The organism is Lactobacillus huangpiensis, from assembly GCF_019972815.1.
Lineage (GTDB): Bacteria > Bacillota > Bacilli > Lactobacillales > Lactobacillaceae > Lactobacillus > Lactobacillus huangpiensis.
In genome coordinates, this window is record NZ_BPPA01000005.1 from 182,884 (window position 1) to 195,567 (window position 12,684).

The following is a 12,684-nucleotide window of genomic DNA, read 5'->3' on the forward strand; positions in this document are numbered from 1 at the left end:
TTTTATCATTTACGATAATCATTGGAAAATTCAATTTGTTCAAGTCGAAGCGTTCCGTTAGTTACGGTCACACTTAAAGTATGACCAAACTTGTGGTAAACGCGAGCATTTAACGCAGTACCATTTAGATAAATCGTTAGGATATTATCATCCACAATTACTTTTAGATCATATTCTTTACCAGCCTTTAAATCGATTGGTCTGTTAAGTCCTTTATTCATCATTTGGTACCATCTGTAACAAGGATTTTTATCCAAAGTTAAGTAGTTCTCATCCAAATTAAATCTAAACTCATAAGATTCATCTGTTACAGGATTTCGGTAAAGTCGAATAGAAAAATCACTAACAGATTTGCTAAAACTGATTTTAGTATGGAAATAAAAGTGTTCTCCCGTATCTTTAATAAGTTCTTTTTCTTCAAGAGTGTCTGTAGTTTGCAATTGCTGTGACGCAATTGCTGTTTTATTTGCAAAAGCTGCACAAATTTCTGCAACAGGACGCACACCCAGCGTATTATCCGCACGTTGGTAAATTTCTTGCGGCACAAAAGTACCGCCCCATTCATAATTGTTCATATCATTCAGACCAACTTTAGTGGGAACCCAGCCAAAGAGTACTCGGCGCTTGCCATCAAAAGCTGTTCTGGCAGCATAATAAGCTCGACCGTCAAAAGCTTCATCTTTAGGTTTGAGCCACGGACCATTCAGGCTTTTACTCATCCTGTAAAAGACCTTGTTTTTGACGCTATATTCTGAATAAAGCAGATACCACCAGTCACCCATTTTAAAAAGCTGCGGCATTTCAAACATGGTATATAAATTCGGAGCCCAGAAGTCACCCTCAAAGTGCCAATTTTCGAGGTCTTTTGAAGTATATTTGACAAGTCTTCCAGTCAACTGATGCTTATCTTGACCTTTGCGCGCTCCTAAAATCAACAGGTATTCCTTTTTGGTATCATCATAAATGACTGATGGATCACGCCAATTACGGTTATCATAACCGGGTTGTGGTTCAAGCCTTAAAGCATTCTTTGATTTCGTCCAGTGAATAAAGTCCTTGCTGGTGGCGTGCAGTAAGATTTGCGATGTCTTTCCTTCTTTTAAAAATTCCTTATTAAAACCTGTATAAAAAGCATGAATTTTACCATTAGCTTTAAAAACAGACCCAGCATAAACAAATTGGTCCCAGTCTTGATCGCTGCCTCGCTTTAATACTTCTCCATAATCTTGGTAGTGCACAAAGTCTGTGGTGGTTGCCAGCGACCAGCCAAACGGATCAGTAATTGGGCCATGAATCCGTTTATCTCGTTGATGGTAAATATAAAACTTACCATCCTGAGCGTAAGGCATAATATCTCCCACCCAAACGTCTTTAGGTTGATAATAAATTTGTTGATTATTAGTTGGCTTTAAATCCATCGTTTCCTCCTTGTTAGCACTTACATTTACTATTGAATATACTGCAACCCGTTACATATGTCAACCGGTTACATATATAAAATAAAAAAACCAGTTAAAAAAACTGGCTATTATTACACTGTGTGGCCTATATAAAGGCTTACAGGAAGGTCAAGGCAATCTGGTTCTTTTTTGCCGTTAATTTTATTTATTAATTTTTCCGTTGCTACTTGTGCTATTTGACCAATTGGTTGTCTGATTGTTGTTAATCTGGGATTATATAATAAAGTTTGCTTTGCCCCATCAAAGCCGATAACTTTGACATCTTCCGGTACTCTTTTACCATGCATCTCTAGATAAAAAATAGCTAGTGAAGCTAATAAGTCATCTCCAGCAAAAATGCCATCGATTTGGGGATGTTTCTGCAAATAATTTTCAATAGTTTCTTTCTTTTTAGCAGCACTCCACACAAATGGGACTTCCAGAACATTTTCAGGTAAATTATTCTTTTTCATCAAATCTAAATATGCAGTTGAGCGATCGTTAGCCGGCAATTTGACCGAACTATCGCCCCTAATATCCAGTATTTGCTTACACCCATGGTCAATTAACAATTGTACCGCCATTTTGCCACCAGCATAATTATCACAGGCAACAGTTGTAGTATTTTTACCCAAGTCACGATCAATAGCAACTATGGGCAATTTAGAATTTTGATAGCCGGAAACATGCTTATTATGCGTGCCAACAATAATGCCGTCTACTTGGTTTTTACGGAGCATTGTCAAATAAGCAATTTCTTTTTGGGGATTATTTAGACTGTTGCAAAGAAGCATTTTGTAGCCTTTTTGGGATAACAAATATTCAATATCCTGTATTAATTCAGCTTGAAAAGGATGAACATTTGAAGGAAAAATGACACCGACTGTATATGTTCTTTTTTGATAAAGCGCACGAGCTAAGTCGTTGGGATAATACTCTAATTTTCTCATAGCGGCCTGGACTTTATCACGAGTTTCTTTACTAATATAGCCCCTACTATTCAAAACTCGTGAAACCGTAGCCGTTGAAACTTGTGCTTCTTCAGCAACTTCGCGGATTCCAATCTTTTTCATACTAAAATTCCATCCTAAATATAATTTTAAAAATTACTTTGTGTACTGATTAAAATACAACATTAAGACAATTTGGTCTACTTATGATACGGACTGCCACTATTAATCATAAAGCCGCGATAGATTTGTTCAATTAAAACGACCCGCATTAATTGATGTGGCAAAGTCAACTTGCCAAAACTCAGCAGATCATTGGCACGCTGGTTTACTGCTGGACTAGTACCTAAGCTGCCACCAATTACAAAAGTTAAATCAGAATGCCCATAAGTTGCCAAATCCTTTAATTCACGAGCAAACTCTTCACTACTGCGCTGTTTACCTTTAATTGCAGTTACAAAAACGTATTCCTTATCTTTAATCTTATTTAGGATCCTTTGCCCTTCGACTTCTTTGACATTTTCCTGTTCTGCTTGACTAAACTTTTCCGGTGCCTTTTCATCAGGTACTTCAATTACTTGTACCTTGGCAAAACGGCTCAGCCTTTTTTTATATTCAGCGATTGCATCTTTAAAGTATTTTTCTTTTAACTTACCCACACAAATAATTTTAATATTCATAATTGCTATTTTATCCCCCAATTCCCAAAGTTTCCACTTGCTTTTTCCACAGCTGTGTAAAGTTCAAAACTACATTTTGTGGTTTTTACCTTTAGTAAGAGAACAAATTGTGTTTTGACAAAATTTTTATATTTATCATCGCTGATTTACCCACATAAATATTTTTCATAGTTGATTTTCACAAACTTTTTGCTCTAAAATACTGCTGTTAAGCCTTGAACAACTGTTTGAGCTAATTAATTTTCACTATTATTTACACACAATTCACAGGTTATACACAATTTATCCCATCAGGTTTTTCGCATTTTATGCACAATCCACAAAGTTATCCACAGTTGTCAACAAAAAAGGCTATGATATTTTTTACTTGACAATAATATTTCGCGAACTTTTTTATGTTTCCCAATAATAATGTTAACAAAAAAGCTATACTTATGTCTAAAATCGCATAGTATAGCCTTTTTATCACTTAATTCTAGAATATTCTTTGTTTAATCGGATTGTAATTTTACACGTAAATTAATCTCTTTTCCGTTACGGTTAATGGTTAAAGTAATGGTATCTCCGACTTTGTGATTATACAAAATGCTGTGTAACGAAGCAACATCTGATACAGATTTGTTGTCAACTTTGATAATCACATCACCAGTCTTAATTCCGACCGCAGACGCAGCACTGTGCTTGGAAACCGAAGCAACATAAATACCATTTTTCAGATTAGACTTAATGTTAAGTTGTTTTCTGTTGCTAGAAGGTATACCTTGCAAAGCAATCACTTTAACACCTAATTGTGGGCGGACAATCTTGCCCTTTTTAACCAGCTGATTAACTATGGTTACCACTTCATTTGATGGAATAGCAAAGCCCATGCCTTCAACTGATGTGCCGTCACTTGATTGAGAAAGTTTCATTGAATTGATGCCAATTACTTGCCCTGCGGAATTGACTAACGCACCGCCTGAATTACCCGGATTAATAGCAGCATCAGTTTGAATAACCGTCTGCTGATTAGCAGAAGAAGTCGTAATACTACGTGCTGGTGCTGATATTATTCCTTGAGTAACCGTTGAAGCGTATTCGCTGCCAAGTGGCGAACCAACTGCAATAACTGTTTGACCTGCCTGTAAACTCTTAGAGTCACCAAATTCAGCTGTTTGAGTTACATAGCTGCTATCAATTGAAAGAACAGCTAAGTCTGTTGTTGCATCCGTACCCACAATACGTGCATTAACAGTTTTGCCATTAGACAGCATTACTTGCACTTTATCGCTGCCCGAAACAACGTGATTGTTAGTTACAATATAACCTTTATTGCCAGATCTCTGGTAAATTACTCCAGAGCCCTCGCTATATGTTTGCAGTTTTCCCTTACCTTTATTGTCATTATCGTTATCGCCAAAAATATCGAAAATAGAGTTGCTGCTGCTTGATTGCCGTTTCATATTAATAACTGAAACAACGGCACCTTTAACGTCATTATAGGCTGGCGTCATTGTGCCACTGGTTTTAGCACTGTTTCTGGAAGTTTTCGCACTGCTGGAGCTAATAGTCGTTTGAGCATTATTATTCATATTAGCGTTATTAATTTGATCTAAGGCTACATATGAAGCTCCACCACCGATTAGTCCGGCTACAACACCAACAATAGCAGTTTTCATAATGCCATGTTGCTGATGACCAGAGTTTTGATTATTCATTATTTAATCTCCTTTACATATCTTTTTACTATACTAACAAAACTTGAAAAAAGATAAAAAGTTTCCTTAAATTTGTACTAAATTAGTTGGCTGGATCGGATCGGTCAGAACAATTTTAACATCACTGGGCAAATTAGCATCCCCATCAACCATTATTTTTTTAGCAGCATTATAAGCCAACTTTGCAGTATTATTATGCTGACTTCTATGTGCTAAAAAAATGTGTTCGGTTTTACTTGTCACCACATCGAGCAAAGCCTGCCCGGCATCATCATTTGATAAATGTCCGACATCTGACAAAATACGCTGCTTTAAGCTCCAGGAATATGGACCATTGCGCAACATCATATCATCATAATTAAACTCCATGAGATAGGCATCCGCATCTTCAATCACGCTTTTTACCTTACGAGAGACATAGCCGGTATCTGTCAAAAAAGCAATTCTCTTGCCACTACTGGTAAAAACGTAATATTGAGGCTGTGCTGCATCGTGACTAGTCGCAAATGCTGTCACATCCAAATCGCCAAAAGTCTTGGTTTGCCCCGGCTCAATAATATTAATTTGTTCAACCGGTATTTGCCCAATTTTTTGTGTTTCAGTTAAATATTCCCAAGTGCCACTGTTGGCAAAAGCCGCAATTCGAGGGTAACGGCGCATTAAAACCCCCAGTCCTTTGCTGTGATCTGAATGATCATGACTTAAAAAGACCATGTCAATGTCTTTAATATCAACGCCAACTTGACTTAACAAGGTCTTGATTTTTTTACCTGATAAACCTGCATCCATTAAAATTTTATGCTGACCAGTTTCAATTAAGCTGGTGTTACCAGTTGAACCGCTGGCTAAAACAGAAACCTGCACCGCATTATCCCTTCCTAATTTTTCTGTACATTAACATTATATGAGCTGCCTTGCAAGATTTGTGCTGTAAATGCATTAACTCTTTTAACAGTGATGTTCTTAGTTGTCTTATTTTCAACTTGAATTAGCCATGTAGGCAGCAAAATTGTACTGCCGCGAACATCGGTTAATTTAGAATAGCCTAAACTAACTCGCATTACCCGCGAATTGTTGGCAATTTCCCTGTCAGTATACATTGCTTTAACAGCGTGCCAAGCACTGATAATTAATTGCGGTTCACGAACTGCTTTAATAGGACCCATATAGGAAATAGTATAGTTAATAATTTGATCATTGCGCACATTAATTGTCAACTGAGCATCACTGTCGTAAATGCGACCATAATCGGTATTTTGCACATAGCAATATGTATTGTCACCAGACATGCTGGGTTCAAACTTAAAAGTTTTACCATAGGGTACATTTTTAGGATCGTTTTTAAAATCTTCCAGCTGCTGCATATTATTTTTGCGGTTGCCACTAAGTAGAATCATGGACTTAGGTGTCCCAGTTAAAGAATTGTCACTTTTGGAATAATGGGTTGTAACTTGTGTAAGACTACTGCTTTTACTAGAAAGATAATCACGCTTTTTAACAGCTAAATAATAACCAGATTGTTGCTTATGTGAAATATGCAGGGGCACGTCAATTCCGTCAGCTCGCATCTCGGCACGAATGCTTGTTGCAGTAGAACCGGAAGTATTGCTCAAGCTAATAGGCGAACGCCAAATTTCAATTCCTAAATAAATATCGATTAACAAGAAAATGACGAAAAATAACCATTCTATTCTTTTACGGTCCATCTTATTTCCCCTCTTCCGTTAATGTCTGCCTATATTTATTCAGAGCCAGAAAATCTATTTTCTCCCATTCGGCTAAACTCTTCCACTCATCATATGCTTTAACATAATATCCTGGTACCAGGTTAACCAAGTGGTCGTGTGAATTATCCTTTTCAACCTTAAAAGCCACTATTATACGTTGAATTTCATCTTTTCTCATACCGGCATTTATTAATCTTTGCATTACTGCTGCGCTTGTTGGCAAAGTTTTCGTCTGACCATCAAAAGGTATTGGTATTTGTAAATCTGTATTGTTAAAATCAACTTTTACTGCATCTTCAGTGAAAGCGGTTGCAACCTGTGGACTGCTTTCATCCCAAAAGACTGGTATGCCCTCAATATAGTTAATATAGCTTATAGAATCATTTACAGTATCAAAGTAACGCAAATCCTGCTCGCTTAAACCTAGTTTATGAACAAAATCTACGCTCTCTAGAAGCTGATCATTAAGTGATATATCTTTACGCTTCTCATACCCAGTATAGTGAAAATCATGTCGTTCAGTTTTAGCCTTGGGAGCTCGTAAATTGGTATAGTAATTAAGCGAGTACGTAGTCCAGCCTTTTTTGTTGGAGCGGGTTATCACGTTAGTAGTACCAAGCAGCCGAGATACAAAATATGAATCAGTTTGGGTATTAGTAAGGTAGCTGTATATTTTCCAATGGTCTTGCTTAGTAAAGAATACCTCATAACAATTTTTGAGACGTACGAACTCCACTGGAACTCTTCCTTGAGCTCTGCTGGCATAATTGCGTAGTTTAGAAAAGTTGCCTTTAATTAAACGAACCCGGTAAACAGTGAAAGTCTTATCATTCCCGAGATAAAGGTAATTATTGCTGTCTGACACAAAAACGCGTCGAAATTGCACATCATCCTTTTTTACGTTTTTTCTAGTAAACAGATTGATGCTAACTTCTTTAGGAAAGCTTAACTGAATACAATTTTCATCATGCAGCATTTTTTCATACTGCGTTTTACCGGTACTAATTTTATTAATACTGCGATATTTTACCCCTTTTACTTCTTTGACAAACTCCAGTGGCAAGTTCTTTTTAGCATCATATAAACGATATAACTGACCATTTCTAAATCCATAAGAGTTAGTAGGAATGTAGAGGTTGGAAACAATACGATTACGTCTGTTTTTTGCCTGTTCAGTTACTCTGCCCGTTTGATTAATATGATTAAAGTACTGATCATTAGTCATAATAAAAATCCAGAGAACAATTGAGAGAACGAAAACTGCCAACGTTCCTAGTAAAAGCAGTGCGTCGCCGAGCTTAAATTTAGACTTCATCCCAATCATCCCCTTCACTCATTGGTTCATAAGGCAGTGCAATATAAAAAGTTGAGCCATTTCCTTCACTGCTATTAGCCCAAATATGACCATGATGTTCTTCCACAATTTCTTTAGCAATCGCAAGACCCAGACCGGTCCCTCCTTGGGCCCTTGAACGAGCTTTATCAACACGGTAAAAGCGATCAAATATTTTAGTCAGATCTTCACGTGGAATGCCCAAACCCTGATCTGCGATACTAAGAACAATCCGATTTTGTTCAGAATGAAGTTTAACCGTGATTGTCCCACCATTAGGTGAATACTTAATTGCATTATTCATGATATTATCAATTACTTGGGCAAACTTATCTGTATCAATTTCTACCCACAATGCCTGCGTACCTAATTCACGTTTAATAGTGTACTTTTTGTTTTCTTTTTTATCCGTTTTGACAATCATGTCAAAGCGATCAAGAATATGAGCTACAAAGTCATTAAAATTGACCCATTCCACATCAACTTTAGAAACTCCTCTGTCCATGCGTGACAAGCTGAGCAGCTCGCTAATCATTCTGATCATGCGCTCGGTTTCTTCTTGTGTAACTTGCAAAAATTTAGGAGCAACATTTGGATCTTTCCAGGCACCCTCATTTAAAGTTTCAATATATGCATGAAGACTAGTAAGCGGTGTACGCAACTCGTGAGAGACATTAGAAACAAACTGCTTTTGTGAATTTTCATTTTTTTGTTGTTCGGTAATATCATGCAAAACGCAAACACTACCGGAAACAAAACCTGTCACCCTTTTAATAAGAGAAAAACTGGCATGTAAAATGACTTCATCTCTTGTTCCCTTATTGATGGTAATAGCTATACCCTTTTGATTTGCAATTAAATCCTGCGAAGATTCTTCCAAACCCAAAACTTTAGCAATTGGCTTATTAATAATTTCTTCTTCTGTTTGATTTAAAAAGTTGAGCGCCATTTGATTAACAACGTTAACATTGCCGTGCCTGTCTGTAGCAAGGACGCCATCACTCATATGTGACAAAACACTATCCAATCTGCGCTGTTCACTTTCAGATTCTTCTTGTGAACGTTCAATTCTGACGGACAAAGTGTTAAAGGCCTGACCCAACTGACCCAACTCGTCATTTGAATAGATCTTTACTTGGCTCGAATAATCGCCGTCTGCGATATTAAGTGCTTGACTCTGCATTTCCTCAATTGGTTTGGTAATCGCATGCGAAACAACTAAGGATAAAATTGCACCTATCACTGCCGCAATTAAAGAAGTGACCAAAAACATCAGTGAGATATTACGCAAGTCATTGAAAACTCCCTGCATTGACGCTCGTACGTATATTGCACCAACTATATTAGCAGAACCATTACCGGCACTTAAGGGGGTAACCTGCACCATGTAGTCTCCATGGTCATTAATTACTTTAGTTGCCTGTCTGCCAGTGGAAGTTACCTGCTTCACTAAAGTATTATTGACACGCTGACCAATTCGGTTTTTATCATTTAAGTTTGAAACTGCACGAATAATGTCTTTATTATCTACAACAATAATTTCACTGATCGTGCCAATACCATTGCTATAGTCGTTAACAATCCTATTCAAATTGCTGTCAGTATGCTTGTTGTCTTTCAGTAATTGAGTTGACAACTGATTAGACACAATGGGCAGAACCTGAATGGAAGATTGGAAGTTTTCAATGCTGTTTTGCTCTAATTGGCGCGTAAAATAAGCACCAATGACCTCAATTGTGGCAATAATTGTCGCCATAAACACGATGGCTAATGTTGTATTAATAGAAATAGTTAAATGTTTAAACTTATTCTTGATTTTTTTCATAATTTTTGTAGTGATTAAATAAAAAGAAAGCCTCGCTTGCTAAACATTGCGGGCTTTCTTAATTAGTCTTCATTAGGCTGTTTTACATAATAGCCAACACCGCGACGAGTTACTAAAATCTGCGGCTGAATAGGATTATCTTCAATTTTTTCACGCAAGCGGTGTACAGTAACATCAACTGTCCGAACGTCGCCAAAATAGTCATAACCCCAAACGGTCTGCAAAAGATGCTCTCTGGTCATTACCTGATCCATGTGCTGGGCTAAATAGTAGAGCAACTCAAATTCACGGTGAGTCAGCTCAATCTTTTTGCCTTCTTTTTCAACAATATAGGCATCTGGCATAATAACCAGATTACCGATGGCAATATTTTTTGTAGAACTATCATCATTAGCACTTTCATCTTTTTTGACGATATTGCGCCGACGCAAATTAGCCTTTACTCTTGCTACTAATTCACGGTTAGAAAAAGGTTTGGTAACATAATCATCTGCGCCCATTTCCAGACCTAAAACTTTATCAATTTCAGTATCTTTTGCTGTCACCATAATGATAGGCATATCATGAGTTTGTCTTACTTCACGCGCTACATCCAAACCATCTTTTTTGGGTAGCATCAAGTCTAAAATCATTAAGTCAGGATTATATTCGTCAACTTTCTTGATAGCCTCTTCGCCATCATACGCAGTGTCGACGTCAAACCCTTCTTTTGTCAAATTAAATTTAATAATATCAGAAATTGGTTTTTCATCATCAACAACGAGAATTCTCTTTGACATCGAAAAGCCCCCTTTTGTGATCATTATACTGGTTTTTAGTTTATTAGCCAAAAAAGTCACCAAAATTTAATAAAAAAACTTGCATTTCAGTGAAAATAATAGCATAATAGTCTCCGTCGGTTATTTGTAATAACGCTTATGGGTGGCTAGCTCAGCTGGCAGAGCAACGGACTCTTAATCCGTGGGTCCAGGGTTCGAACCCCTGGCCACCCATTAATAATAAAGGTAGTAATCACTTGGTTGCTACCTTTTTTGTTTGTCAAAAGACACTAAACCTTTATATAATATCAGATCAGTTTCATTTGTCAATTCTATTGTATTTGTTATTGTTTTAAACAATTAATCCAGCACTTTTTCAGCAAAAACATTGATTCAACAGTATTTTATCCACTCATTTTACTTTTGCAGAACCTCATGAAATTAACAAATAAAAGCAACAAACTATAGCTTTATAACTACAAATTCTGCCCTAAGCAAATGTTAAGCAGAGTTCTTTATACTTTTTTATACAAAAGCCTTGTCAAAAGCCGAATTAATTGTTATCATAATTAACTGTCAACAGAAATGGTGACGGGTGGCTAGCTCAGTTGGCAGAGCAACGGACTCTTAATCCGTGGGTCCAGGGTTCGAGCCCCTGGCCACCCACCATAATAAAAATAGCACTGCAAGTAGTCGGTGCTTTTTTTATTGCTTTTAAAAAATTCAGTTTGAAGGAGACTTTCTAGTCCCCTTTTTTGTTTTCATAATCTGCAATATCCGTTAGAACTTGTTCTGCCAGTTCTTTGACAGTGGCACTTGTCAGCTTACGCTCTTTTTCGCCAAGTGTATCTTGTTCAAGCCACCATTTCTCGAGAGTCTCAAGCGGAAAAGGACTTTCTTTTTCTTCATTATTTTTTAGGGTTTGCGCAAAAGAAATATCTAAGTAATAAACAAATGCTCCTGCACCAAATTCATGAATTATTTTAGTTAAAGTTGTGCCATAAATCCTTTTGGGCAATATCCCTTCCAATATAATTATAGGGTAGTATTGTTTGCCCCATTCAATCATTAATTCTATCAGACTGGCAGTTGGTGCCGTCTCTTTTTCCTTAACATGCAAGATATCAAGGCGCAATAAATCTTCATGTAAAAGCAAACATCTTTGGTAGCCAAAATGATTTTGCAAACAATTGGCTAGGACAGTTTTGCCACTACCAGAATTTCCTCTAATTAAAATAAAAATTGGTGTCATTGAATATTTTTCCTTTCAATACCGGTGACTAAAGAATTAACGTTACTATTTAAATTATATTATTAAGCTTTTATATTTTTAATATTAAAATAATGCACATAAGATATAATTAATACATTAAATTATCAAAGTAGGCAATATTAATGAAGAAAAAATGGTTAATAGGAGTAAGCAGCATTTTAGGCTTGCTCTTAGTTACAATTGTCCTGTTTCACACTTATGAACAAAAAAGTTCGCATACGGATACGGAAGAAGTCAATTCTGGCAATACGAAAAAAGCTCATTTTAAAGCTACGCCTACCATTTATTTGCATGGCTATGGTGCTGGTGCTCGCTCGAGTGCAGGAATGATTGCATATGCCGAACAGCATAATGATGCACACAAGGTATTAACAGCTAAAATTTCTCCTGCAGGTAAGGTTGAATTACAGGGAAATTGGCCCCGCAAAACTAAAAGACCGCTTATTCAAGTAATTTTGCAAGATAATAAAAACAGCAACTATTACACAACGCGAGAGTGGTTTCACAACCTGATAATATGTTTAAAACAAAAATACCATATTAAGCAATATAATACCGTAGCTCATTCTATGGGAAATATCATGACTCTCTCTTATCAGTTAAAATACGGACAGGATCGCAATTTGCCTCGATTAAAAAAGCAGGTCAATCTTGGTGCGCCATTTAATGGTATTATTGGTTTAGATGAGAAGCCCAATCACAATTATCTGCTTAAAAATGGGAAACCAAAATATATGACCCAATCCTACCAGTATTTTTTAACGCATCGTCATAACTTTCCAAACAATGTATCAGTGTTGAATATTTTTGGCAATAAAGAAAATGGTACCAATTCTGATGATGACGTCAGTTGCGTTTCAGCCCAGTCTTTACGATATTTGTTACGTGGCAAAGTAAATTACCATGAAATTGAAATTAAAGGTGCAGGTGGACAACACAGTAAGTTGCACGACAATTCCAAAGTAGATCAGATTATCGGTCAGTTTCTGTGGGCTAATTAAC

The 12,684-nt window shown here is 36.7% G+C and carries 11 protein-coding genes and 2 tRNA genes; 3 read left to right on the forward strand and 10 right to left on the reverse strand.

Annotation, left to right across the window (positions count from 1 at the left end):
* Positions 1 to 5: 5 nt before the first annotated feature.
* The 9 genes from LDM90_RS05280 to yycF all read right to left on the reverse strand — a co-directional run bounded on the left by LDM90_RS05280 (position 6) and on the right by yycF (position 10,430).
* Entirely contained in the window at positions 6 to 1,418 is a 1,413-nt protein-coding gene (locus tag LDM90_RS05280) for a family 43 glycosylhydrolase (RefSeq protein WP_223896759.1), read from the reverse strand.
* 113 nt (positions 1,419 to 1,531) lie between these two features.
* A complete protein-coding gene (locus LDM90_RS05285) occupies positions 1,532 to 2,512 on the reverse strand; it encodes a LacI family DNA-binding transcriptional regulator (RefSeq protein ID WP_223896760.1) in 981 nt (326 codons plus the stop codon).
* Positions 2,513 to 2,589: 77 nt separating this feature from the next.
* Complete coding sequence (gene rlmH, locus LDM90_RS05290; protein WP_223896761.1) at positions 2,590 to 3,069, reverse strand: 23S rRNA (pseudouridine(1915)-N(3))-methyltransferase RlmH; 480 nt, start codon at positions 3,067 to 3,069, stop codon at positions 2,590 to 2,592.
* 491 nt (positions 3,070 to 3,560) lie between these two features.
* Positions 3,561 to 4,766, reverse strand: coding sequence for a S1C family serine protease (locus LDM90_RS05295; RefSeq protein ID WP_223896762.1), 1,206 nt, complete (start codon positions 4,764 to 4,766; stop codon positions 3,561 to 3,563).
* A 66-nt stretch (positions 4,767 to 4,832) separates the two neighbouring features.
* Entirely contained in the window at positions 4,833 to 5,630 is a 798-nt protein-coding gene (locus LDM90_RS05300; RefSeq protein WP_198213486.1) for an MBL fold metallo-hydrolase, read from the reverse strand.
* Between the two features lie 14 nt (positions 5,631 to 5,644).
* On the reverse strand, positions 5,645 to 6,472 hold the full coding sequence (locus LDM90_RS05305; protein ID WP_223896763.1) for a two-component system regulatory protein YycI: 828 nt from the start codon (positions 6,470 to 6,472) through the stop codon (positions 5,645 to 5,647).
* Between the two features lies 1 nt (position 6,473).
* Positions 6,474 to 7,808: a hypothetical protein gene (locus LDM90_RS05310; protein WP_223896764.1), complete on the reverse strand. Its 1,335-nt coding sequence runs from the start codon at positions 7,806 to 7,808 to the stop codon at positions 6,474 to 6,476.
* Positions 7,798 to 9,651 (reverse strand): cell wall metabolism sensor histidine kinase WalK, encoded by a 1,854-nt coding sequence (gene walK / locus LDM90_RS05315; protein ID WP_034980924.1) that lies wholly within the window; start codon positions 9,649 to 9,651, stop codon positions 7,798 to 7,800. The genes LDM90_RS05310 and walK overlap by 11 nt, the downstream gene beginning before the upstream one ends.
* A 62-nt stretch (positions 9,652 to 9,713) precedes the next feature.
* Positions 9,714 to 10,430: a response regulator YycF gene (yycF, locus tag LDM90_RS05320; RefSeq protein ID WP_034980927.1), complete on the reverse strand. Its 717-nt coding sequence runs from the start codon at positions 10,428 to 10,430 to the stop codon at positions 9,714 to 9,716.
* A gap of 140 nt (positions 10,431 to 10,570) precedes the next feature.
* Here yycF and LDM90_RS05325 point away from each other — a divergent pair.
* Together LDM90_RS05325 and LDM90_RS05330 are read left to right on the forward strand one after the other, a co-directional pair.
* Positions 10,571 to 10,643, forward strand: a tRNA-Lys gene (locus tag LDM90_RS05325).
* Between the two features lie 359 nt (positions 10,644 to 11,002).
* Positions 11,003 to 11,078 (forward strand) — tRNA-Lys (locus LDM90_RS05330).
* A 73-nt stretch (positions 11,079 to 11,151) separates the two neighbouring features.
* On the opposite strand, the gene LDM90_RS05335 is transcribed toward LDM90_RS05330, so the two are convergent.
* Positions 11,152 to 11,661, reverse strand: a complete 510-nt coding sequence (locus LDM90_RS05335; protein WP_198213482.1) for a zeta toxin family protein — start codon at positions 11,659 to 11,661, stop codon at positions 11,152 to 11,154.
* Positions 11,662 to 11,804: 143 nt separating this feature from the next.
* Here LDM90_RS05335 and LDM90_RS05340 point away from each other — a divergent pair, with 143 nt between their 5' ends.
* Positions 11,805 to 12,683 (forward strand): alpha/beta hydrolase, encoded by an 879-nt coding sequence (locus LDM90_RS05340; protein ID WP_223896765.1) that lies wholly within the window; start codon positions 11,805 to 11,807, stop codon positions 12,681 to 12,683.
* The last annotated feature ends 1 nt before the right edge of the window (position 12,684 follow it).